Consider the following 22,250-nt stretch of genomic DNA (forward strand, 5'->3'; position numbering starts at 1 on the left):
CGAACCAGGAGCGAGTTCCCCCATGCAGCTGCGTTACGTCTTCACCGAGCTCGGTCAGGGTCTGCGTCGCAACGTGTCGATGCACCTGGCCGTCGTGCTCACCCTCTTCGTGTCGCTGACGCTCGTCGGCGTCGGCGTGCTGCTCAAGCAGCAGGCCGACATCGCCGACCGCCAGTTCGGCAGCCAGGTCGAGATCACGGTCTACCTCTGCAACGAGACGGACGTCGCGCCCTGCGACGGCGCCGTCACCGCGGAGCAGAAGGCCGCCATCGAGGCGGCCATCGACGAGAGCCCGGAGACCTCGGGCTTCCGCGAGGAGAGCAAGCAGGACGCGTTCGACAAGACGCTGGCGCTGGCGGAGTCGAACGGCGACACGCGCCTGCTCGAGGGCGAGGACGCGGCGGTGACCGTGGAGGACTTCAACGAGTCCCTGTGGATCTCGCTCAACGACCCCGAGAAGTCCGAGGGCGTCGTGAGCGCGGTGGCGAACCTGCCCGGCGTGCTGCGCATCTCCGACCAGCGCGAGCTGCTGGAGCCGGTGTTCGACGTGCTCGACGCGGCCCAGTGGGCGGCGCTGGGCACGGCGGTGGTGCTGGTGCTGGCGGCCCTGCTGCTGGTCGGCAACACGATCCGGCTGGCGGCGTTCGCGCGGCGCAAGGAGATCGGCATCATGCGGTTGGTGGGCGCCTCGACGCTCTACATCGCGCTGCCGTTCCTCCTGGAGGCCCTGGTGACGGCGTTGATCGGCGTCGTGCTCGCCGGCGGTGCCCTCGCGGCACTGCTGCGCTTCGTCGTGCACGACCGGGCGGCCGACACGTTGCGGTTCATGCCGTGGGTGGACGGGAGCGACTACGCGGTGGCGCTGCTGGTCATCGCCCTCCTCGGCCCGCTGCTCACCGTGCTGCCGACACTCCTCCTCACGCGGAAATACCTCAAAGTCTGACCCGCGTCGTCTAGCGTCGCCTGCGATTCACTTCCCCGAACGAGCGAAGGCCCCTTCCCCATGCGCCTCCTCCCCGCGTTCCAGCGTCGCCGGCTCGCCGCCGCGACGACGGCCGTGCTGCTCTGCGTCGGTGCCGCCATGTCGCCGCTCGCCTACGCCGACGACGATGACGACGACCTGCGCGACCAGCAGAGCGAGGTCCAGCAGCAGATCTCCGGCGCCAACGCCGACCTCGCCGAGTCGAGCCAGCAGCTGGCCGCCGCGACGGCGGCGCTGCGCGAGTCCCAGGCGCAGCTGGCCGGTGCCCAGGCCCGTCTGACCACGGCCCGGGCCCAGCTGGGCGAGGCGCAGGCCTACGACGCGGAGATGCAGCAGCGGCTCACCGTCGCCGAGGCGCAGCTCGACGCGGCCGAGGCCGAGCTGGTCCAGGGCCAGCAGAGCGTGGCCACGCAGCGCGACCGCGTGGGCGACCAGATCGTCGCGCAGTCGATGGGGCCCGGCCCGGAGCTCGAGGCGCTGGGCGCCGTCCTGGGGGCCGACGACCTCTCCGACCTGACCCGTGCGCAGAACTCGCGCCAGACGGTGCTCGGCACCGAGACCCGGGCCTACGACGACCTCCGCGCCTCGGAGGTCATGCTCGACGTCAACGAGCAGCAGGTGGAGGCGGCCCGCGACCTCGTCGCCGACGAGCGCGCCGAGGCCGCCGCCAACCTCGAGCTCATGGCGTCGCTCGAGGCCGAGGCGTCGGCCGCCGAGGCCCAGGTCGCCCAGCTGGTGACCAGCAACCAGCAGGCGGAGGCGACGGCCGAGCAGGCCCGCAACGCCGACCGTGCCGAGCTCAACGCCCTCGAGGCGGAGAACGACCGCATCGCCGGCGTGCTCGCCGCCCGTGCCGAGGCGGCCCGCCAGGCGGCGGCCGCAGCCGCGGCGGCGGCCGCAGCCGAGGAGGCCCGCAACAACGCCGGCGGAGGTTCCGGTGGCGGGTCCTCCGGCGGGGGCGGTTCCTCCGGTGGCGGTGGCGGCGGCGGCAGCAGCAGCGGGCTGAGCTACCCGGTCAACGGGCGCGTCACCTCGCCGTACGGCATGCGCGTGCACCCGATCTACGGCTACTACTCGCTCCACGACGGCGTCGACTTCGGCGCGGCCTGCGGCACCCCGATGTACGCCGCGGCCGACGGCCAGGTCGTCGAGCGCTACTACCAGTCGGCGTGGGGCAACCGCCTCATCATCGACAACGGCTACATGCGCGGCGCCGGCATCTCGACGATCTACAACCACGCGACGCGGTACGTCGTGGGCGTGGGCGACCGCGTCCGCCGCGGCCAGCTCGTGGGCTACGTCGGCACGACCGGCTGGTCGACCGGCTGCCACCTCCACTTCACCGTCTACCGGAACGGCTCGCCGACGAACCCGATGAACTACTTCTAAACCCGTTGCGGGCCCCTGAGAGAATGGCGGAATGGCCAGGGAGCAGGGGCGCAAGATGATCGCGCAGAACCGCAAGGCGCGGCACGATTTCCACATCGAGGACACCTTCGAGGCGGGGATGGTGCTGCAGGGCACCGAGGTGAAGGCGCTGCGGGCCGGTCGGGCCAACCTCGCGGACGGGTTCGTCGACATCGAGAACGACGAGGTGTGGCTGCACGCGGTGCACATCCCGGAGTACGCGCAGGGCACCTGGACCAACCACGCCGCCCGCCGCAAGCGCAAGCTCCTGCTGCACCGCGCGGAGATCGAGAAGATCGAGACGAAGGTGAGCCAGAAGGGCTACACGATCGTCCCGCTGGCGCTCTACTTCTCCGACGGCCGCGCCAAGATCGAGATCGCCCTCGCCAAGGGCAAGAAGTCCTGGGACAAGCGGCACGCGATGGCGGAGCGCCAGGCCGACCGGGAGAAGGAGCAGGCCCTCGGCCGCCAGCTCAAGGGCATGGACCGGGTGTGAGCGCGGAGCCACTCGCCCTCTCCCCGGGCGAGCGGGCGGACTGGCTCCGCGCCACCACGGAGCGCCTCGGCGTGCCGGGCATCTTCGACGTCCACACCCACTTCCTCCCGCCGCGCGTGACGGAGAAGGTGCGCGCCGTGTTCGCGTCGGCCGGCCCGCTCATCGGGCGGGAGTGGCCGATCCGGTACCTCAACCCGGACGACGTCAACGTCGCCCTGCTCCGGTCCCTCGGCGTACGCCGCTTCACCGCCCTGCCCTACCCCCACCGGCCCGACATGGCGGAGTTCCTCAACGACTGGGCGGCGGACTTCGCGCGCCGCACTCCCGAGGCCCTGCACTGCGGCACCTTCTTCCCCGAGCCGGGGGCGGGGGAGTACGTCGCGGCGCGCATCGCGAGCGGCGTGGAGGTCTTCAAGGTCCACGTGCAGGTGGGCGCCTTCGACGTGCGCGACGAGCACCTCGTGCCTGTCTGGGCCGCGCTCGAGGAGGCCGGCACCCCGGTCGTCATCCACGCCGGCTCGGGCCCGGTGCCGACGGAGTTCACGGGACCGGGGCCCGTGGCCGAGGTGCTCGCCCGCTTCCCACGACTGACGCTGGTGATGGCCCACATGGGAGCGCCGGAGTACGACGAGTTCCTCGCCATGGCGGAGACCTACGAGCGGGTGCACCTCGACACGACGATGACCTTCACCCGGTTCTTCGCCGACACGACCGACCGGTTCGGCGAGGTGGCCGGGGTGTGCCGGCACGCCGGCGACTACCCCGACGAGCTCCTCGACCGGTTCGCGGCGGTGGGGGAGAAGGTGCTGTTCGGCTCCGACTTCCCGAACATCCCCTACGCGTTCGCGCACCAGGTCGAGGTGCTCGAGGCGCTCCGTCATCGCCACCCGGCGCTCGACGACGCCTGGCTCGCGGGCGTGCTGTGGCACAACGCGACGCGGTTGTTCGGTCAGGGCTGACGCAGCCACCGCCCGAGCAACCGCGCGACGAGCGGCATCGTCACGAAGGTCGAGAGCGGCACCATGAGCAGGGTCAGCACCAACGTCTGCACCGGCAGCGCCTGGTTCCCGACGAGCGGTCGCAGGAGCCACAGCAGCAGCGTGATGAGCGGGTAGACCGCCAGCCAGCTGGCGACGGCCGTCTTCCACCGGCGCGGCGGACGCCGTTCGGGGCCTGCGTTCATCCGGCGCGCGCCAGGAGGGCCGTGCGGGCCGCGGCCGTGCGCCGTACGAGGTCGGGCACGTCCACACCGACCAGCCGCCCTGCACGCTTGAGCACGCGGCCGTCCACCACGACGGTGTCGACGTTCGAGGGCTGTCCGCAGAGCACCAGGAGGGCGGCCGGATCGGTCTCCTCGTGGAGGGGGAGCATGTTGAGGTCGTCGGTGCGCACGGTGACGAGGTCCGCCCGCTTGCCGGGGGTCAGCGAGCCGGCGGTGTCGTCGAGGCCCAGCACGCGGGCGCCGTTGACGGTGGCGATGGCCAGTGCCTCCCGCGGGTGCATGAGCGGGGTGCTCGGTCCGCCCGCCATGTCCTGCGCGACCACGTCCACGAACGACATGCCGGGGCGCTGCGCGACCCGGTTCACTCCGAGCAGCGACCGCATGGCGGCGAACGGGTCCGCCGCCGACTGGGCCGTGACGTCGACGGAGATGCCGATCCGATCGAGAGCGATCCCGGCCGCGAGCATCTCCGGCAGCGGGGGCATACCCGCACCGATGAGCGGGTCGGTCGCCGGACAGAGTGCGATGCCGACGCCCCGGGCACCGAGCAGGCCGAGCAGCTGCGGAGGGTCGCCGGCGCCGTGGGTGTAGACGACGTCCGGGCCGAGCAGGTCGAGGTGGGGGGAGAAGTCGGCGTGCGGCGCTATCGTGCGCAGCCCCAGCTCGCGTGCCGCGGCGACGCTCCGCGCGAACCCGGGGGCGTGGTGGACGACGGCCCCCACGCTCAGGCGCCCCTCGCCGAGCTCGTCCGCCCGGGCGACGGCCGCGCCGAGCTCCTCGGCGGTGAGCGCGTGCCCCTGGCCGGGCGGCCCGTCGCCGTGGCCGAGGCGGCCCCGGATCCCCGTCTCGGCGAGCGCGGCGAGCTCCGCCTCGGTGTCGGCCGGGCCGCTGAGGCCGTTGGCCCAGTCGTGCACCGTCGTGAAGCCGGCGTTGATCGCCTCGGTGGCGGCGTGGCGCACCGCGACGTGGTGGTCCTCGGGCGTGAAGGCGCGGGCCAGGCGGTGCAGGCCGAAGTAGCCGACCGCGTCGTGGGACAGCCCCCGCCACAGCGTGTTCCACATGTGCCAGTGGGTGTCGACGAAGCCCGGCACCACCACCTGGCCGCGGACGTCGATCCGCTCCGCGCCTGGGGCCTCCAGGTCGTTCCCCACCGCGACGATGACGCCGTCGCGGACGTGCACGTCGCCGCCGGGCAGGTCGCCGAGCGCCGCGTCCATGGTGAGGACGTGGCCGCCCGTGACGACGTACTCCCGGGCGGTGCCCGGCTCCTGCGTCGTCACCGCGCTTCCTCCCGCGCCGGAGCCAGCACGACGTCGAAGCGCGTCCGCGCCCACGCGCCCTCGACGGCGCGCCCGTCCGGCGTCGGCGTGCCCGCCGGCTGCTCGGCGAACTGCTTGACCAGGGAGTCCTTGACGCCGAACACGCTGTCGCTCGCGAGCAGCTTGTCGCCCTCCACGAAGATGTGGGTGACCAGCTGGCGGTGCCCCGGTGCGCGCACCAGGAAGTGCAGGTGGGAGGCCCGCATCGGTGAGCGGCCCGTCGCGGCGAGCAGGCGGCCGACGGGACCGTCGTGGGGGATCGGGTACGGCGTGGGGGTGATCCCCCAGAACCGGAACGCCCCGTCGGCGTCCGTGTGCAGGTGGGCCCGCGCGGACGTGCGGCCGTCGGCGTACTGCACGTCGTAGAAGCCGTCCTCGTCCGCCTCCCAGACCTCGACGAGCGCGCCCGCCAGCGGAGTCCCGTCCGTGCTGGTGACGGTGCCCTCGACCCAGCAGGGCTGCCCGGTCGCGCCGAACGACATGTCGCCGCCCAGCTCGATCTCGGGGGAGCCCTCGACGAAGAACGGACCCCACACGGTGGCCTCGGTGGCGTCGCCCTCGGCCTCGTTGTTGATCGCGATGGTCTGCATCGAGGCGCCGAGCACGTCGGAGAGCAGGATGAACTCCTGCCGCTTGTCGTCGGTGATGTGGCCGACGGCCGTCAGGAAGTCGATGGCCGCCCCCCACTCGTCCTCGGTGAGTCGCACCTCCCGCACGAACGCGTGGAGGTGGCGGGTGAGGGCCTGCATCAGCGTCCGCAGCCGGTCGTCCTCGCAGCCGTCGAACGACGCGGCCACGCGGGCGACGAGCTCCTCCTCGCGCGCGGTCTGCTCGGGGCTGGTCTCGGGGGTCATGCTGGCTCCTCTCCGGCCCACGCCGCTCGGAGCAGCGCCGTGAGGTTCTCGGTGGTGACGGGGGTGGGGTTGTTCGCGGGGATCGCGGCCAGGACGGCCGGCACGGCGGCAGCGATGCCGTCCTCGGGCATGCCGTGGTCGCGCAAAGCGACGGGGGCGTTGACGGCTGCGCGCAGGGACGCGAGCCCCGCGACCGCGCTCGGCGCGTCGAACGCCGCGGCGATCCGCCGCTCGGCCCCGGGGGCGTGCGGGGCGTTGAACGCCAGGACGTGCGGCAGGACGACGGCGTGGGTCTGCGCGTGGGGCAGGTCGAACATGCCGCCGAGGACGTGGCAGATCTTGTGGTGCATCCCCGAGCCGGCGCTCGCGAAGGAGACGGCGGCCAGGTACGCGCCGTACAGGGTCTGCTCGACGCCTCCCTCCTCGCCGCAGGCGACGGCCGGCAGCCCGGCCGCCAGCCCCCGGATGCTCTCGCCGGCGAGGGCCTGGTCGATCGGGTCGACCCGGGGGCCCCACATCGCGTCGACGCAGTGGGCGAGCGCGTTCAGCCCGGAGGCCACCGCCAGCGCGGCGGGCAGCGAGGCGAGGAGCGCCGCGTCGTAGACCACCGAGCGCGGGAGCACCCGGCGGTCGACCCCGGTCGTCTTGGTGCCGTCCTCCGTGAGGCCCCAGACGTCGGTGGCCTCCGACCCGGCGTACGTCGTGGGCACGGCGACGAGGGGGAGCCCGGTCGTGAGCGCCACGGCCTTCCCGAGCCCGGTGGTCGAGCCCCCGCCGACCGTGACGACCACGTCGACGTCGGCCGCGGCCGCCGCCTGCCGGGCGCGCTCGGCGACCGGGACCGGCACGTGCATGACGACCTCGTCGTGGCGCAGGACGACGGGGAGCCCGGCCGCGACGGGATCGGCGAGCGCGGCCTCGCGCTCGGAGGCGACGACCATGATGCGCCGGCCGTCCAGGGCGCCGACCTCGGCCGCCACCGCGTCGGCGGCACCACCGGGGGCGAAGACGACCCGTTGCGGCAGCGTCTCGTGGGTGAACCTCATGCGCGCCCCAGCAGGGTCGCGACCGCGTCGCGGAGGGTGGCCGCCGGGTCGTCGGGGAGGGTCGGGGCACGCCAGGCGACGTGCTTGTCGGGACGCACCAGGATCGCCCCGGACTCCTCGACCTCGCGCAGCTTGGCCCAGTCGAAATAGAGGTCCTCCACCTCCCGGCCCGGTCCGATCACCACGGTCGCGAGCGGCACGCCCAGCTCGGCGGCGACCGCGGCGGCCGCGTCGGCCCACGCCTCGCCGGTGATGCCCGTCAGCAGGGTCCAGCGCGTGTAGGGGGCGAGGTCCATGAGGGCGTGCTTCGTGACGTTGTCGCCGACCCAGGCGTGCGGCAGGTGGGCGCCCGGCGAGGTCGACATGACGTGGTAGAGGTCCTCGTCGCGGCTCGGCGCGGGCCGGGTGCCGTCGGAGAGGATCGCGCCCGACGCGTAGAACTGCCCGAGCTCCACCCCGTGGGCGTTGAACTCGTAGTTCTTCGTCTCCATCGCCCGCACGAGCGCGGCGCGCTTCGCGGCGCCCTCCGGCGTCGCCGCCTTCCGCTCCTCGAGCGCCGCCGCCATCGCGTCCCCCTCGAGCCCCACGACGCCGAGGGCCTCGAAGAGGTCGCCGAACTCGCGGGCGGAGCGGTTGGCGCGCGTCACGATGCGCTGCGCCACCGGGGCCCGCTCGGCCTCGTAGGAGTCGAGGAGCGAGGGCGAGGCGTACCCCTGCAGCACGGCCGCCAGCTTCCACGCCAGGTTGTAGGCGTCCTGGACGGACGTGTTGGAGCCGAGGCCGTTCGACGGCGGGTGCCGGTGGATCGCGTCGCCCGCGGCGAAGACGCGGCCCTGCTGGAGGGTGGTCGCATACATCTCGTTGACGCCCCAGAGCGAGAACCCGGTGATCTCGGGCTCGAGGTCGGGCATGCCCAGCAGGTCCCGCACGATGCCCTTCGCCATCTCCTCGTCGAGCTCGGGCGGCGGGCCGGCGATGTCGTAGCCCCACACGATCAGCCACTCGTCCCACGGGCGCACCATGCGCACGAGGCCGGTGCCGATGCCGCCGACGTTCGAGCCGGGCTGGATCACCCAGTAGAGGACCGACGGGCGGTGGTCGACGAGGGCGGCGATGTCGGCCTTGAAGGTGATGTTCATCGAGCCGGCGATGTCCATGGCGCCCTCGTAGGCGAGTCCGATGTCGGCGGCCACCTTCGAGCGCGCGCCGTCCGCGCCGATGACGTACTTCGCGCGGACCTGGTAGTCGTGCCCCGTCAGCCGGTCCCGCACGTCGACGGTGACCCCGTCGTCGTCCTGGACGAGACCGAGGTACTCGCTCGAGAACCGGACGTGCGCTCCCCGCACGGCCGCGTTCCGCACGAGGATCGGCTCGAGGTAGGTCTGCGGGATGTCGACGGTCAGGCACGGCGAGGCGAGCCGGTAGTCGGCCTCCCGGTCGGGCCGCGTGCCCCACGTGTGGATGCGTCCGATCTCCTCCCCGGCGATGCTCGTGCAGAACACGGTGTCGCCGACGAGCTCGTGCGGCGTCGCGTCGGCGAGCACCTGGTCCTCGATGCCGAGGTCGCGGAAGATCTCCATCGCGCGCTGGTTCGTGATGTGCGCGCGGGGCGTGTTGGCGGTCCAGCGGTACTTCGTGATCATCGTCGTCGCCACGCCCAGCTCGGCGAGGCAGAGCGCGGCGGCCGCCCCGGCGGGGCCCGACCCCACGACGAGCACGTCGGTCTCCACGACCGACCCCCGGGGCACCTCGGTCTCCTGGAGACCGTCGTCGAACACGGGCATGTGCGCTTCCTTCCTGTCCGGCCTGCACGGCGTGCCGCGAGTCTCGATCGCGGGCGTCGGCCCCGGAAGGCTCCGGCCCGGAGATGGCGGAAATGCGTATGTCGCCCGTCACACCGCGGTGTGCCACCATGCCGAGGGCGAGGAGGTGCCGGTGGCGGGCCAAGCGGTGGACCAGGCGGTGGACCAGGCGGGTGCGGGACCGGCCCGTCCGCGCGCCTTCGAGGTGCGGCAGCAGGTCGACGCCTGGGAGCGGCACAACGGCGAGACCCTCCTCGGCCTGCGGTGCGCGGTGCGCGACCGGAGCGCGTTCACGGCGCGCGAGGTCAACCTGCAGCTCGACGACGTCCACCTCGCCCACGTGCGGGCGACGCCCCACCGGGTCGTGCGCGACGGTGCGCTGATCGCGGACCGCCCGGTCGACGCGGTCGTCGTGTACGCCGCGCTGCGGGGCGAGGCGGTGCTGGAGCTCGCGGGGGTGCGCCGCGTGATGCGCCCCGGGCAGCTCGTCGTCTGCGACGCCGACCGTCCCTTCGCGCGGGGCTTCGCGCACGGCGTGGAGGAGCTCGCCGTGAGGGTCCCGGTCGCCGCGCTCGAGGCCCGGACGGGCGGCCTGCGCCTGGGGACGCCCGTCGTGGTGGACGCCCGCGGGCCGGGCGACGACCCCGTCGCGCGGGCGTTGGTGCGTGCCGTGGGACGGGCGGTCGACGCGCCGGTACCGGTGCCGGCCGACGAGGAAGCGCTGCTCGACCTGGTCGCCGTGCTGGCGAGCGCGGGACGCGCGGCGTCACCGGTGGCCCACCGCGCGGCGGCGCGGGCCTGGATCGACGACCACCTCGCCGACCCCACGCTCTCCGCCACGGCCGTCGCGGCCGGGGCCGGCGTCTCGGAGCGCACCCTGTCGCGCCTCTTCGCCGAGAGCGGCACCAGCGTGCCGCGCTACGTGCTCGCCCGCCGGCTCGCCCGGGCGCACGCCCTGCTCCGCCACCCCGACCTCGCCGGGGTGCGCGTCGCCGACATCGCGGCCCGCTGCGGCTTCACGTCGGTGCCCCACTTCAGCCAGGCCTTCCGCACGCGGTACGGCGCGACCCCCGGCCAGGTGCGGCACGAGCCGGAGGCGACGGAGCGCCCGGCGTGATTTCGTGAGACGCGTCCGCACAAAGTAGAGCGAGACACTAAGTTCACTCGATGTGAATCGAGCCAGGTCCCTCGTCCGCGGCGCGCTGCCCCACGTCTTCGTGCTCGGGCTGCTGCTCGCCGCGTGGACCGCCGTGGCCGCCTCCGGCGTCGTGTCGCCGGCCTACCTGACGCCGTCGCCGCTCGAGGTGTGGGACGCGTTCGTGCGGGCGAACACCTACCACCCGGTGGGCGGGGGCGTGGACCGCGTCGTGCGCGGCGAGGAGAACTACTTCCTCTGGGAGCACCTCGTCGTCAGCCTGCGCCGCATCGGGCTCAGCCTCGCGATCGCGCTCGTGATCGGCGTACCGCTCGGGCTGGCGATGGGCTACTTCCGCGGCTTCGGGCGGCTGGTCGGGCCGTACGTCGACTTCCTGCGCTCCATCCCGCCGCTGGCCTACATCGGCTTCCTCATCGCGTGGTTCGGGTTCTACGACACCTCGAAGATCTGGCTGCTCGTGCTCGCGGCCTTCCCGCCGATCGCCCTCGCGACCCTCAACGGGGTGCGCGGCGTGCGGGAGGACCACGTCAACGCGGCGCTCTCGCTGGGCGCCACGCGCCGGCAGACCCTGCTGTTCGTGCTCGGTCCCGCGACCCTGCCCGACATCATCTCGGGCCTCCGCGTCGCCGTCGGGTTCGCCTGGACGACGGTCGTCGCGGCGGAGCTCGTCAACGGCCTGCCGGGCATCGGCGGCCTCGCCTACCTCTCGGGAACCCAGAACAAGATCGCCCTGTCGATCGCCTGCATCCTCGTCATCGGCCTCACCGCTGTGGCCCTCGACGTCATCCTCCGCACCCTCGAGAAGAAGCTCGCCCCGTGGCGAGGAAAGGCCTGACCCATGAAGAAGCTCTCGCCCCTGCTCGGCGCCGCGCTGCTCGCCCCGCTCGCCCTCGCGGGCTGCGTCGGCGGCGGTGACACCGAGGGCGACGCGTCGGCCTGCCCGTGGGAGGCCGACGAGTCGGTCGACACGACGGTGCGCATCGGCTACCAGAAGATCCCGAACGGCGACGTCGTGGTGAAGGACCAGGGCATCCTCGAGGACTGCCTGCCCAACGCGACCATCGAGTGGAGCAACTTCGCCTCGGGTGGCGACGTCATCCAGGCCTTCGGTGGCGACAGCCTCGACATCGGTCTCGTGGGCAGCTCGCCGGCGACCCGCGCCCTGTCGGAGCCGCTCAACCTCCCGGTCCAGGTCGTCTGGATCCACGACGTCATCGGCGCGGCCGAGTCGCTCGTCGTGCGCGACGGCGCCGCGACCGACATCGCGGGCCTCAAGGGCAAGACCATCGCGACGCCCTTCGGCTCCACGGCCCACTTCTCGCTGCTCCAGGCGATCGCCGACGCGGGCGAGGACCCGGCGGACTACGACCTGGTCAACTCCGAGCCCGAGCAGATCGCGCCGGCGTGGAGCCGCGGCGACATCGACGCCGCCTGGATCTGGGACCCGACGCTGAGCGAGCTCAAGGCCGACGGCGGCGAGGTCATCCTCACGAGCGAGGACACGGCCGCGGCGGGCAAGCCGACCTTCGACCTGGCCATCGCCGACCGCGACTTCGTGGCCGACAACGAGGCCGTGATGGACGCGTGGGCGCGGGCGCAGGACTACGCGGTGCAGCAGATCACCGACGACCCCGACAAGGCCGCCGAGTCGATCGCCGTCGAGGTGGGCATCTCCACCGACGAGGCGAAGGCACAGCTGGCCGGCTACGTCTACCTGCGGGCCTCCGACCAGGTCGGCGACGAGTACCTCGGCGGGAAGCTCGGCACCGACCTGTTCAGCACCGCCCAGTTCCTGCTCACCCAGGACAGCATCGCGGCCGTCGCCGACGAGTCGGTCTACGCGGACGGCGTGAACGCCGCTCCGGCGCAGGCCGCCGCGGACGCGGAGTGACCCGGCGATGACCACGGAGGGTGACCGCAGGGTCGTCGTCACGGACCTGGAGCAGCGCTTCGGCGACGTGCACGCCCTCGGCCCGATCGACCTCACGATCGAGCCGGGCAGCTTCGTCACGCTCGCGGGCCCGTCGGGGTGCGGCAAGACGACGCTGCTGCGGTTGCTCGCCGGCTTCGGCGCGCCGTCGGCCGGTTCCATCACGGTCGGCGGCACGCAGGTCCGAGGCCCCGCCGCGGAGCGCGGCGTCGTCTTCCAGCAGCCGACGCTCTACCCGTGGCTCGACGTGCGGGCGAACGTCGCGTTCGGTCCGCGCCTGCGCGGGGCGGCGAAGGCGGAGCGGCGACGCACGGCGGACCGCTACCTCGAGCTGGTCGGGCTGGGCGACGTCGCCCACCGGCGTCCCTACGAGCTGTCGGGCGGCATGCAGCAGCGGGCCCAGATCGCCCGGGTGCTGGCCAACGACCCCGACATCGTGCTGATGGACGAGCCCTTCGGCGCGCTCGACGCGCTCACCCGGGAGCGGCTGCAGAACGAGCTGCTGACGATCTGGCGCGAGACGCGCAAGACGATCCTGTTCATCACCCACAGCGTGGACGAGGCCGTCTTCCTCGGCTCCCGCGTGCTCGTGATGAGCCCCCGCCCCGGTCGCATCGTGCTGGACGAGCCCGCGCAGTTCTCCTCGCGCAGCCACGAGGTCCCGCCGGAGGAGCTCCGCGAGCTGCCGGAGTTCGTCGCGCTGGCGGCCACCGTGCGGGGAGCGATCCAGCACGTGGAGCCCACGGCGTCCTGACCCGGTCCCGGCCGTCGGGAATGCGGCCGGGCCCGGGGGCGTCGTACCGGGGGAACCCTGACCCCGTCCCGGAGGAGTGACGCATGGCCCGCGTGGTGCAGTACGGCGAGACCGGTCCCGCCGAGGTGCTGGAGGTCGTCGAGGTGCCGGACCCGGTGCCCGGTTCCGGCGAGGTGCTCGTCGAGGTGCGCGCCGCTGGCGTGAACCCCATCGAGTGGAAGGTGCGCTCGGGCCTGCGGCCCTCGCCGCCGATCACGGAGCCGCGCCGGCTCGGCTCCGACGGCGCCGGTGTGGTGGCGGCCGTGGGGGAGGGCGTGGACGACTGGCGCGTCGGTGACGAGGTCATCGTGAGCGGCGCCGCGGGCACCTACGCCACGCACGTCGTCGTGCCCCGCCAGAACCTCACCGCCAAGCCCGCCGCCCTCGACTTCGAGCAGGCGGCCGCTCTCGGCATCCCCGTGGCCACCGCGCACCAGGCGCTTGCCTCCCTCGACGTACGCCGCGGGCACGTCCTCGTCGTCCACGGCGGCAGCGGCGGGGTCGGCCAGGCCGCGGTGCAGCTCGCGCGCCACCTCGGCGCCCGCGTCATCGCCACCGCCAGCCCCGCCAACCACGACCGGCTGCGGGAGCTGGGGGCGGAGCCGGTGGCCTACGGCGACGGGCTGCTCGAGCGGATCCGGGAGCTCGCTCCCGAGGGCGTCGACCGCGTGCTCGACGCGGCCGGCACCGACGAGGCGCTCGCCGCGTCCGTCGCGCTGGTCGACGACCCGCAGCACGCGGGCACGATCGTCATGGGCGGCAAGGCCCCGGAGCTGGGCATCCAGGCGTGGTCGGGCGGCGCGCCGTGGCCCCTGACGCCCGAGCAGCTGCGGCTGCGGGAGGACGCGATCCCGGTCGTGGCCGACCTCGTCGCCCGCGGCGTGTTCGAGGTCGAGGTCTCCCGGCGCTTCGCGCTCGACGACGTCGTCGCCGCCGCGAAGGAGAGCGAGGCCGGGCACACGCGCGGCAAGATCGTGCTCCTGCCTTGAGGATCCCGGCCACGTCGCGCCCCGCCCCTCGACAGGGTGGGGCGCGCCTGCTGGCATGACGCGGTGACCGCACCCCGCCTGACCCTGCCCGAGAAGGCCGAGCGCCTCGTCGTCCGTGGACTGGCCAAGGTCCCGCCGCGGGTGCTCGAGAAGGTGGTCGTGCGCCGGGCGGTCAACCGCGACGGGGAGCGCCTGGCTCCGGAGATCGCGCTGGCGCTCGGCGCGCTGAACCGTCTGCCGGGCAGCGACTTCTCCACCCAGCCCCTCGACCGGGCCCGTCACCAGATCGAGGCGGAGGCGGCGGTCTTCGGCGCGTCGTACCCGCCCTTCCACCTCGAGGAGGACCTCGAGGTGCCGGGACCGGCCGGGCCGGTGCCGGCGACGCGCTACCGCTTCCGCGCCGGGGAGCCCGCCGGGCTCGTCGTGTACTTCCACGGCGGCGGGTGGGTGCTGGGCAGTCGTCACTCGACGGTCTCGCCGGTGCGGCTCCTCGCGCAGCACACGGGCTGCGACGTGCTGAGCGTCGACTACCGGCTGGCGCCCGAGCACCCGTTCCCGGCTGCGCTGGAGGACGCGCGGGCGGCCTGGGACTTCGCGGTCGCGCAGGCGCCGGGCTGGGGGATCGATCCGGCGCGGATCGCGGTGGCGGGTGACAGCGCGGGCGGCAACATCTCCGCCGTGCTGTCGCTGGACCTGCGCACCGAGGACGTCCAGCCGTGCTTCCAGCTGCTGTTCTTCCCCGTCACCGACCTGTCGCGCAAGAGCGCGTCCTACGCCGAGTTCCGCGACGGGTTCTTCCTCACGGAGGCGCAGATGGACTGGTACGCCGAGCGCTACCTGCCCTCGCCCACCGCCGCGGCCGACCCGCGCGTCTCCCCGCTGCTCGCCCCGGACCTCGCGGGCGCACCGCCGGCGTACGTCGCGGTCGCCGGCTTCGACCCGCTCCGCGACGAGGGCATCGCCTACGCCGAGCGCCTGCGGGAGGCGGGCGTCCCGGTGGAGCTGGCCCGCGAGGGGGACCTCATCCACGCGTTCATCAACATCACCGCGGTGAGCCGGAGCGCGTACGACGCCACCCTGCGCGCCGCCGTCGCGCTGCGGCGCGGGATCGTCGGGCCGGAATAGTCGGTCGTGCCGGCTCGTTGCAGCAGGTAGTCTGGGCCATCCGCGGCGGTACTGCGGATGCATGACAACTCAAGAGGGGCTGATCGGTTTCGACTTGGGACGTACGTCTCAGGGGAAGCGGGTCGAGAAGCCAGCGTCATCTCGTAAACGATCGCTGGAAACCAATAACTGCCGACAACAAGCGCAGTTCCTTCGCTCTCGCCGCCTGAGCGGTGATCGAAGCGTCAGACCGGGCATCCGTCTCCGTCCCGGACCCTGGCGTCGACTAGGAGACTTGCTGCTCACCTCCTGTCAGGAGGGGTGAGCGGGACTTTTTCCTGACTGAGCCTGTCGCTGACGTGTCTGTGCGAGCAGCGGGGCTGAGAAAAGCGACAGCACAGACTGCACCCGGAGAAGACCTGACACTGCGCTCGAGGACCGGGGTTCGATTCCCCGCAGCTCCACCAGCAGCCCTCTGACACGAACGCCCGCCCGGGTTCCCGGGCGGGCGTTCGTGCGTCGGAGCCTCACCGAGACACCCACTCTCGTAGGTTGAGCCTGGCGGCATGCAGTCGCACCAGATCGCCGGGTCGTCCGAGAGGTGGATCGGTGAACCACAGCCCGTCCGAGCAGCTCGTCATCACGAGAGCGCGTCACGTCGGCGCCGACTTCTCCGGCGTGGACGCCTCGTTCTTCTCGGCTCAGGAGTCGACCTTCACGACCTGCTCGTTCGACGGGGCGACCCTTCGTTCCGCGGCCTTCGGCGCTGGCCGCGGACCGACCGTGTACGTGAACTGCACCTTCGATGGGGCGCGCATCGAGGGAGCGGCGATCAGCATCGCCCGTTTCGAGAACTGCTCCTTCCGGCGCGTGGAGCTCCGGCACTTCTTCTGTCATGCCGCGCGGAGCGACTTCACCGAGCTGGTGCGGGCCATCACCGGCTCCTCACCGATACGACGACCGGGTCCCGACGACGAGAGCGACCGGTGATCGCACGATGAGTGCACGCACGATCGAGTTGGTGCGGAACTTGTGCGCCACGTGGAGCAGCTTGCGGCCCCTCTGGCTGGAGCACCTCGAGGACAACGAAGGCGAGGTCCTCCCGCATCTGCTGTTGTCCGACGTCGTCCGCTGGATGTCGTCGTCCGAGCTCGAGCCCCACCGTGCTCGATGCGATGAGACCTGGCGCTGGTTGGCAGTCCAGTACCAGTCGGGCGACTCCGACGTCCGTGACCTCACCGTGGTGAGCGGTGTCAAGATGATCCCGGACCCTGGCTCCCCCGGTTCCGGGCAGCGAGCCTTCCTCGATCCGCAGCTGCGGGCCCTGGACCCGTGGCGGTGAGACGCCACGGCAGCTCCTCCGAATCACCCAACACTCCCGCGCGGGCGAAGGTTGAACGTTAGAGTCCGGCGCAGCAGTGCTGCTCGCCCCGCCCGTCAAGCAACGGCGTTCTCGGGGTGACCAGCGTGGGAGCAGAGGGGGCACCGTGACCGGTGTCGAGGCCAACGGGAGCGACGCCATCCGGTCGCCGGCACGGCTGGCCGACCTGGAGGCGTCAGGTCTGCTCGACTCGCCCGTCGTCGCCGCCCTCGACGCCCTGACGGACGTGGCGCGCACGGCGCTGGGCGCCGACACGACGGCGCTGGTCACGGCGATCACGGCGGACGAGCAGATCGTGGTGAGCATCGCCGATGCCGGCCCGACGCGGCAGCAGCCCGGCCCGTCGCCGCTCTCCGACTCGCTCTGCAAGAACGTCGTCATGACAGGGGAGCCCTACGTCGACGCCGACGTCGCCGACGACGCAGCCGACCCCGGCAAGTGGAGCCGCCTGGGCGTCGGGGCCTATGCGGGCTTCCCGCTCCGAGGTCCGCAGGGCACGGTCCTGGGTGCCGTCTGCGTCGTCACGCCGCAGCCGCGCGAGTGGACACCCCTCGACCTCCAGGTCATGCGCTCGCTGGCCTCGGCGGCGGAGTTCGTCGTGGCCATGCTCGCGATCGCGCGGCACGAGAGGCTCGCACGGCTCAGTGGCGCCGTACCGCTGGATCCCCTCGCCCGGGTGCAGCACGGGCTCCGGACCCCCCTCACCAGCCTGCTCGGGTTCCTCGAGCTGCTCATCGACGGCAGCGTCGGCGACGTCACGAGCGAGCAGCTCGCAGCGCTGGAGCGTTGCCACCGGAACGCGCTGGAGCTGCGCGAGGCCGTCGACGTGCTGGGCGCCCTCGGATCCTGACGAACGCGCTCAGAACTCCACCGCCGGCGGTCGCCAGCCGGCGTTGTTCTCCGAGTCCGAGACGAACTGGTGGAAGGGGATGTCGCCGACGTCGGCAGGACCGTCGCTGCTCCCGGTGCCTCCTGTCCGGATGGCGTCGAGCGCGTCGAGCATCTGGGTCTGGGCCTCGGCCAGGGCGTCCGCGAGGTTGTCGTGGATCTTGGCGCCGGTGGGCAGCTCGACCGCCCGCTTGTTGAGCACCTCGGTGGCGACGAACCCCATGATGTCGGTGACGAGGCTGGCGCCACCCGCGACGCCGGAGTGGGGCCCGGGGACCGCGGCGATCACGCCGGTCGCGAGGCTGACGCCGTCGAGGATCTCGAGCGCCTTCTCGTCCACGGTGTCGACGTCCTGGATCTCGACGGGGCGGTCGTGCTGCTGCCAGGCGCGGAGCACGTCCTTGGCGAGGTCCCGGGTGTTCTCGGCCGCCTCCAGGATGTTGCGTTGGAACTGGTCGATCGCGTTCGTGACGCAGGCGCTCGTGGTGGCCTGGCGGAAGGTCGCGTCGTAGTAGCGGTAGACCACGTCGGTGAGGTCCTCGTAGAAGTCGTAGAACCCGCTGGCGGCGAGCGAGGCCCACGAGGCCTGCAGCTGCTGGACGAAGCCCGGCATGGAGCTGTCGCTGCCGACCTCGTACTGCCGGGTGAACTGGTAGAGCTGCTGGGCGGTCGTGCCGAGCGACTCGCACGCCGGGACCATCGTGGGGACGTCGGGCCGGATGATCAGGTCGGCGTGGCTGACGAGGTCGCCGACCGACGGGTACCAGGCGTTGTCGAAGGCGAGCCGGATTTGTTCGGAGGCGACGTAGGTCGTGGTGTTGCCGCCCGACGTGAAGGAGTAGTTGAGCGCCCACGACGGGTTGAACGGGTAGTCGGTCGGTACGACGGCGCCGCTGTCGGAGACCTGGGACTCCAGGTCGGTCTCCGGGTGCTCGACGGCGTCGGCGTGCACCTGCGCACTCGTCTCGAAGTAGCCGTAGGCGGTCTCCAGGCCGTTGAGCTGGTAGACGAGCTCGGCCACCTCGGCGCAGACCCCGCGGAACTCCTCGGCGAAGCTCACGTCAGTCCTCCCAGGCCGGGGTCGGCGAGGTGGAGGGAGTGCCGCCGTACCCCTTCGAGTCCAGCCATCCCTGGTGCTGGGCGAAGAAGGCGGCCGCCTCCGCATCGGTGGCGGCGAAGTCGTCGGCGATCTCGTCCAGCGCGACGGCCGAGTCGTTCATCGTGGTGACGATGGTGCCGATGTTGACGACCAGCGCCTCGGCGAGGTTCCCGATGTCGGTCCCGATCCGGTGCCCGGTCTTGCCGACCTGGGCGACGATCGTGGAGCTGGCCGAGACGATGGCGCCGCCCCGCTCGCTCATGAACTGCGCGTGCGCAGGTACGTCGACGTGAGCGGCCCCGTAGATGCGTTCGAGCCGGAGTTCGATGGACATGGATGGTCTCCCCGTGTGGTGTGGCCGAGGTCACCGACGGTTCCACCGGGAGAGGCCCGACAAACGCGGCGGGGAGCGGTGCGTCGTCGTTCGCCGCGCTGGGATGCTGGGGGGCTGAGCGCTGACTAGGGGGGCAACGGACCTGACGCGACCCCATCTTCGGAGGACCCATGCCTCGACCTGCTCGCCTCGCGCTGCACGCGTGCGCGATCGTGGTGATCGGACTGGTCGCCTACCTCCTCGGGACGTCGGGGCCGCGGGGGGTCGCGGCACTCGTCGTGATCGTCGGCGCCGCGCTGTTCCTCGCGATCGTCGGCGCGTCGAGGCGCGCGAAGAGCGAGGGTCCAGGACAGCCGTGAACGCCGCCGTCCTGGCCACGGCTGTGGCGCGGCTCGTCGGCCAGCCCACGTGGGACGGCCGCATCGGGATCGGTTCGTTCCTGCAAGTGGAGATCGGTCCGCCTGGGCCGCGCGGTCCCGGCGATGGGCGCGACTACGGAGCCCACCACCTGTGGTTCTACGGGTGCGCTTGGGAGATCCGCGACGGCGATCGCGTGGTCGCGACGTCGGAGGACGCGCCGGAACGGATGAGGAGGGCAGCCAACCTGCTCTCGGGCACCCGGGTCGTCGAGACCCGGCTGGACGGCTCGCTGGTCAAGCTCGTCCTCGAGTCCGGAGTGATGCTGACCTCGCTGCCTCCGGAGGACGCCGCGCTGACCGACGCCGCGGACGACCTGCCGGAGTGGTTCCTGCACACACCGTCGGTCGTCGTGGCCATGCACGCCGACGGCACCGTCACGACCGAGGGCGATGAGTCGTGAGGCTCGGCGACCTGACCGGGTGCGTCTGAGGAAACGGGTTTGCGCCGAGCCTCGGCTCGGACCGGACGCCGAGGCGGCCTCCACTCGTGGTGACCGCGGGATGAACCGGGTGCGTCAGGCCCGGCGCCCGACCGCCCCACCCCGCCGCAGCCCCACGACCGCCGCGACGAGCAACGCGACGGCCGCGACCGCCGCCGCGACCACCACGGAGTCGGTCCCGTCCGACAGACCCGTCACGGCGATGCCGAAGAGCGCCCAGAGGCCGGCCGCGACGTACGCCGCGAGTCGGCCGATCAGCACCAGCGTCACGAGGGTGACCGTCGCCGCGGCCACGACCACGAGCTGCCAGCCGGCGTCGCCGGCGTCGACGACACCCCAGCCCACCAGGGCGGTGGAGAGGTTGAGGAAGAACGCGGCGGACACCCACCCGGCGTAGAGGCCGAAGGCGATCCGCGTCAGCGTCCGGTGGCCCGGGGGCGCGAGCTCGGGGCCGGTGCGCGCCAGGGTGAGCACGCCGTCGACGGCGAAGCCGAACATGAGGGCCAGCGCCAGGAACGTGGCCGTGCTGCTGTCGAGCGCGGCCATGAGGATCCAGAGGGTGCCGCCCAGGTAGAGCCCGATCTGGTCGACCTGCAACCGCAGCGGCACACGGCGGTCGCGCTTCACCATGGTCGAGACCGCCTGCACGATCGCCAGCGTGTAGATGACGCCCCAGATCGAGAACGCCCAGCCCACGGGGGTGATGAGCAGCTCCGCACCGGCCCCGCTGCCGGGCGACGCGCCCGGACCGTTGATCGTCGCGACCGGGGCGACCACCTGCAGCACCGCGGCGGCCAGCACCGCGTTGGCGAGCCGTCGCTGGCGGGGGTGCGGCCTCGAGCCGGTGTGCGTGCGCTCCATGCGTCGAGATTACGGACGGCGCCCCACCCCGCTGGGCGAAGCCCGAGCCGGTCGACGCCTCACCGCGTCGCCGTGATCCCGCCGTCGACGGGGATCGTTGCGCCGTGCACGTACGCCGCGGCGTCGGACACCAGCCACGCCACGGCTGCGGCCACCTCCTCGGGACGGCCGGGTCGACGCGCCGGCGTACCTCCCGTCATCCGCGCGATCACGTCGTCGGCCGCGTCCTCGACCGCGGCACGGGTCGCGCCCGGAGACACCGTGTTGACGCGGATGCCCCGCGGTCCGAACTCCGCCGCCCAGCTGCGCGCGAGCTGGGCCTCGGCCGCCTTGGTCGCCGAGTAGAAGCCCACGAACGCGTGACCGACCGTCGCCATCCACGACCCGATGACGACGATGGCCCCGCTCCCACGCTCGGCCATCCCGGGCGCGAGCGCGGCGGTGAGCACCTGCGGCGCCCGGAGGTTCACGGCGAGCGTGGTCTCGAGGTCGTCGTCGGTCAGCTGGACCGTGTCGACTGCCGGACAGACGGCGGCGTTGTGCACGAGCACGTCGACCCGGCCGCCCAGTGTCTCCGTCCAGGCAGCGGCGAGCTCGCGGAGGGCCGGCGGGGGAGCGGCGAGGTCGCCGGCGACGAAGCTGGCGGTGCCACCCGTCCCCTCGATCTCGGCGACGAGCGCCTCGCCGCGACGAGCGTCCCGCCCGGTGACGAGCACGTGCATCCCCTGGGCGGCGAGGGCGCGGGCGGTGGCGGCGCCGATGCCGCTCGTGGACCCGGTGACGACGGCGGTGGTGGTGGTCATGCCCCAAAGTCGACCCGATCCGAGGGCGGCACACCAGGGCGCCCGCCCCGCTCCGGCAGCGCCGACGGAGGAAGAACGCGCGGACTCCGACCCGCGACACGCCGATCCGGAGGGCCCTCCGGTCCGCGTTTTCTCTCCCCGAGGCCCGCCGGGCCGCCCTCAGCCCCGTGGCCGCAGCACGTAGGCCGTGTAGCCGTAGTCCGCGCCGTACGCCGCCCGCACACCGATCTCCGCGCCCACCTGCGCCAGCAGGTCGTCCGCGACGCCCTGGCCGCGCAGCTGCTCGATGCGGGCGGCGAGCGGGCCGTAGTACTCCTGCCAGTCGCCCTCGGGCAGCACGTACGTCGCGTGCACCGTCCATCCCGCCGCCTGCATCGCCGCCACGTTGGCCGCCGTCGTGCGCATCCCGGGGTAGGCCGCCCAGAACTCCCGCGCGCCCGGCGCGGGGTCCGGGGTCAGCCACTCGGCCTCCGTCAGCACCACGGCCCCACCGGGCGCGAGCAGCCGCCGCCAGGAGGCGAGCGCGGTGTCGACCCCCACGACGTACGCCGACCCCTCCGCCCACACCAGGTCGACCGAGCCGTCCTCCAGCGGGAGCGCGTCCATCGAGGCGCGCAGCGGGGTGACCCGGTCGGCGACGCCCGCCGCCGCGGCCCGCTCGCGGAGCGCCGCGAGGAACGGCTCGTGCAGGTCGACGGCCGTCACGTGCCCGCCCGTCAGCCGGGCCAGCGGCACGCTCGCGGGACCGGTGCCACAGCCGACGTCGAGCACGCGGGGCGAGGGAGGCAGGTCCCCGACGAGCCCGAGCAGCAGGGCCGTCGTGGCCTCGGAGCCGGGAGCCTCCCGGGGCAGGCCGTCGTGGGCGCGCCAGAAGACGCTCTCGAGGTCCGTCACGGCAGGGAAGCCTGGCAGCCCGGGGCGCGCG

The 22,250-nt window shown here is 73.0% G+C and carries 25 protein-coding genes and 1 other RNA gene; 16 read left to right on the forward strand and 10 right to left on the reverse strand.

The window, feature by feature from the left end; all coding sequences use genetic code 11:
• Positions 1–22 precede the first annotated feature (22 nt).
• The 4 genes from ftsX to PIR53_00620 are packed head-to-tail and all read left to right on the forward strand — an operon-like array spanning position 23 to position 3,844.
• Positions 23–943 (forward strand): permease-like cell division protein FtsX, encoded by a 921-nt coding sequence (gene ftsX / locus PIR53_00605; GenBank protein WZH52517.1) that lies wholly within the window; start codon positions 23–25, stop codon positions 941–943.
• Positions 944–1,003: 60 nt separating this feature from the next.
• Positions 1,004–2,371 carry a peptidoglycan DD-metalloendopeptidase family protein gene (locus PIR53_00610; protein ID WZH52518.1) on the forward strand — a complete coding sequence of 456 codons (1,368 nt, stop codon included), beginning with the start codon at positions 1,004–1,006 and terminating at the stop codon, positions 2,369–2,371.
• Between the two features lie 31 nt (positions 2,372–2,402).
• Entirely contained in the window at positions 2,403–2,885 is a 483-nt protein-coding gene (smpB, locus tag PIR53_00615) for an SsrA-binding protein SmpB (protein ID WZH52519.1), read from the forward strand.
• Positions 2,882–3,844, forward strand: coding sequence for an amidohydrolase family protein (locus tag PIR53_00620; protein WZH52520.1), 963 nt, complete (start codon positions 2,882–2,884; stop codon positions 3,842–3,844). The genes smpB and PIR53_00620 overlap by 4 nt, the downstream gene beginning before the upstream one ends.
• Here the strand turns inward: PIR53_00620 and PIR53_00625 are convergent.
• The 5 genes from PIR53_00625 to PIR53_00645 are packed head-to-tail and all read right to left on the reverse strand — an operon-like array spanning position 3,835 to position 9,110.
• Positions 3,835–4,068, reverse strand: coding sequence for a hypothetical protein (locus PIR53_00625; protein WZH52521.1), 234 nt, complete (start codon positions 4,066–4,068; stop codon positions 3,835–3,837). The genes PIR53_00620 and PIR53_00625 overlap by 10 nt on opposite strands.
• Positions 4,065–5,387, reverse strand: a complete 1,323-nt coding sequence (locus PIR53_00630; protein ID WZH52522.1) for an amidohydrolase family protein — start codon at positions 5,385–5,387, stop codon at positions 4,065–4,067. The genes PIR53_00625 and PIR53_00630 overlap by 4 nt, the downstream gene beginning before the upstream one ends.
• Positions 5,384–6,280 carry an intradiol ring-cleavage dioxygenase gene (locus tag PIR53_00635; protein ID WZH52523.1) on the reverse strand — a complete coding sequence of 299 codons (897 nt, stop codon included), beginning with the start codon at positions 6,278–6,280 and terminating at the stop codon, positions 5,384–5,386. The genes PIR53_00630 and PIR53_00635 overlap by 4 nt, the downstream gene beginning before the upstream one ends.
• Complete coding sequence (locus PIR53_00640; GenBank protein WZH52524.1) at positions 6,277–7,326, reverse strand: maleylacetate reductase; 1,050 nt, start codon at positions 7,324–7,326, stop codon at positions 6,277–6,279. The genes PIR53_00635 and PIR53_00640 overlap by 4 nt, the downstream gene beginning before the upstream one ends.
• The gene (locus PIR53_00645) at positions 7,323–9,110 is read right to left on the reverse strand and encodes an FAD-dependent monooxygenase (protein WZH52525.1); all 1,788 of its coding nucleotides are present in this window, start codon (positions 9,108–9,110) and stop codon (positions 7,323–7,325) included. The genes PIR53_00640 and PIR53_00645 overlap by 4 nt, the downstream gene beginning before the upstream one ends.
• A 151-nt stretch (positions 9,111–9,261) precedes the next feature.
• On the opposite strand from PIR53_00645, the gene PIR53_00650 reads away from it, so the two are divergent.
• The 10 genes from PIR53_00650 (at position 9,262) to PIR53_00695 (ending at position 17,331) form a co-directional block, all read left to right on the forward strand.
• The gene (locus tag PIR53_00650) at positions 9,262–10,245 is read left to right on the forward strand and encodes a helix-turn-helix domain-containing protein (protein ID WZH52526.1); all 984 of its coding nucleotides are present in this window, start codon (positions 9,262–9,264) and stop codon (positions 10,243–10,245) included.
• 52 nt (positions 10,246–10,297) lie between these two features.
• The gene (locus PIR53_00655; GenBank protein WZH52527.1) at positions 10,298–11,119 is read left to right on the forward strand and encodes an ABC transporter permease; all 822 of its coding nucleotides are present in this window, start codon (positions 10,298–10,300) and stop codon (positions 11,117–11,119) included.
• 3 nt (positions 11,120–11,122) lie between these two features.
• The gene (locus tag PIR53_00660; protein ID WZH52528.1) at positions 11,123–12,175 is read left to right on the forward strand and encodes an ABC transporter substrate-binding protein; all 1,053 of its coding nucleotides are present in this window, start codon (positions 11,123–11,125) and stop codon (positions 12,173–12,175) included.
• A 7-nt stretch (positions 12,176–12,182) separates the two neighbouring features.
• Positions 12,183–12,968, forward strand: coding sequence for an ABC transporter ATP-binding protein (locus PIR53_00665; GenBank protein ID WZH52529.1), 786 nt, complete (start codon positions 12,183–12,185; stop codon positions 12,966–12,968).
• An 83-nt stretch (positions 12,969–13,051) separates the two neighbouring features.
• Positions 13,052–13,996 (forward strand): NADP-dependent oxidoreductase, encoded by a 945-nt coding sequence (locus tag PIR53_00670; GenBank protein ID WZH52530.1) that lies wholly within the window; start codon positions 13,052–13,054, stop codon positions 13,994–13,996.
• Positions 13,997–14,059: 63 nt separating this feature from the next.
• On the forward strand, positions 14,060–15,121 hold the full coding sequence (locus PIR53_00675; GenBank protein ID WZH52531.1) for an alpha/beta hydrolase: 1,062 nt from the start codon (positions 14,060–14,062) through the stop codon (positions 15,119–15,121).
• A 75-nt stretch (positions 15,122–15,196) separates the two neighbouring features.
• Positions 15,197–15,567, forward strand: a transfer-messenger RNA (tmRNA) gene (ssrA, locus tag PIR53_00680).
• Between the two features lie 142 nt (positions 15,568–15,709).
• Positions 15,710–16,090, forward strand: coding sequence for a hypothetical protein (locus tag PIR53_00685; protein WZH52532.1), 381 nt, complete (start codon positions 15,710–15,712; stop codon positions 16,088–16,090).
• A 7-nt stretch (positions 16,091–16,097) separates the two neighbouring features.
• A complete protein-coding gene (locus PIR53_00690) occupies positions 16,098–16,442 on the forward strand; it encodes a hypothetical protein (protein ID WZH52533.1) in 345 nt (114 codons plus the stop codon).
• A 145-nt stretch (positions 16,443–16,587) separates the two neighbouring features.
• A complete protein-coding gene (locus PIR53_00695) occupies positions 16,588–17,331 on the forward strand; it encodes a GAF domain-containing protein (GenBank protein WZH52534.1) in 744 nt (247 codons plus the stop codon).
• Between the two features lie 9 nt (positions 17,332–17,340).
• Here PIR53_00695 and PIR53_00700 read toward each other — a convergent pair whose 3' ends face one another.
• Positions 17,341–18,429 (reverse strand): hypothetical protein, encoded by a 1,089-nt coding sequence (locus tag PIR53_00700; GenBank protein ID WZH52535.1) that lies wholly within the window; start codon positions 18,427–18,429, stop codon positions 17,341–17,343.
• 1 nt (position 18,430) lies between these two features.
• Entirely contained in the window at positions 18,431–18,802 is a 372-nt protein-coding gene (locus PIR53_00705; protein ID WZH52536.1) for a hypothetical protein, read from the reverse strand.
• A gap of 170 nt (positions 18,803–18,972) precedes the next feature.
• Here PIR53_00705 and PIR53_00710 point away from each other — a divergent pair, with 170 nt between their 5' ends.
• Both PIR53_00710 and PIR53_00715 read left to right on the forward strand, forming a co-directional pair.
• Positions 18,973–19,161 carry a hypothetical protein gene (locus PIR53_00710; GenBank protein ID WZH52537.1) on the forward strand — a complete coding sequence of 63 codons (189 nt, stop codon included), beginning with the start codon at positions 18,973–18,975 and terminating at the stop codon, positions 19,159–19,161.
• Positions 19,158–19,622, forward strand: coding sequence for a hypothetical protein (locus PIR53_00715; protein ID WZH52538.1), 465 nt, complete (start codon positions 19,158–19,160; stop codon positions 19,620–19,622). The genes PIR53_00710 and PIR53_00715 overlap by 4 nt, the downstream gene beginning before the upstream one ends.
• Before the next feature lie 114 nt (positions 19,623–19,736).
• Here the strand turns inward: PIR53_00715 and PIR53_00720 are convergent, their stop codons facing one another.
• The 3 genes from PIR53_00720 to PIR53_00730 form a co-directional block, all read right to left on the reverse strand.
• Positions 19,737–20,522 carry a hypothetical protein gene (locus PIR53_00720; GenBank protein ID WZH52539.1) on the reverse strand — a complete coding sequence of 262 codons (786 nt, stop codon included), beginning with the start codon at positions 20,520–20,522 and terminating at the stop codon, positions 19,737–19,739.
• Between the two features lie 59 nt (positions 20,523–20,581).
• On the reverse strand, positions 20,582–21,325 hold the full coding sequence (locus PIR53_00725; protein ID WZH52540.1) for an SDR family NAD(P)-dependent oxidoreductase: 744 nt from the start codon (positions 21,323–21,325) through the stop codon (positions 20,582–20,584).
• A 159-nt stretch (positions 21,326–21,484) separates the two neighbouring features.
• Complete coding sequence (locus PIR53_00730) at positions 21,485–22,219, reverse strand: class I SAM-dependent methyltransferase (GenBank protein ID WZH52541.1); 735 nt, start codon at positions 22,217–22,219, stop codon at positions 21,485–21,487.
• Between the last annotated feature and the right edge of the window lie 31 nt (positions 22,220–22,250).

This window comes from Nocardioides alkalitolerans (genome assembly GCA_038184435.1).
GTDB lineage: Bacteria > Actinomycetota > Actinomycetes > Propionibacteriales > Nocardioidaceae > Nocardioides > Nocardioides alkalitolerans_A.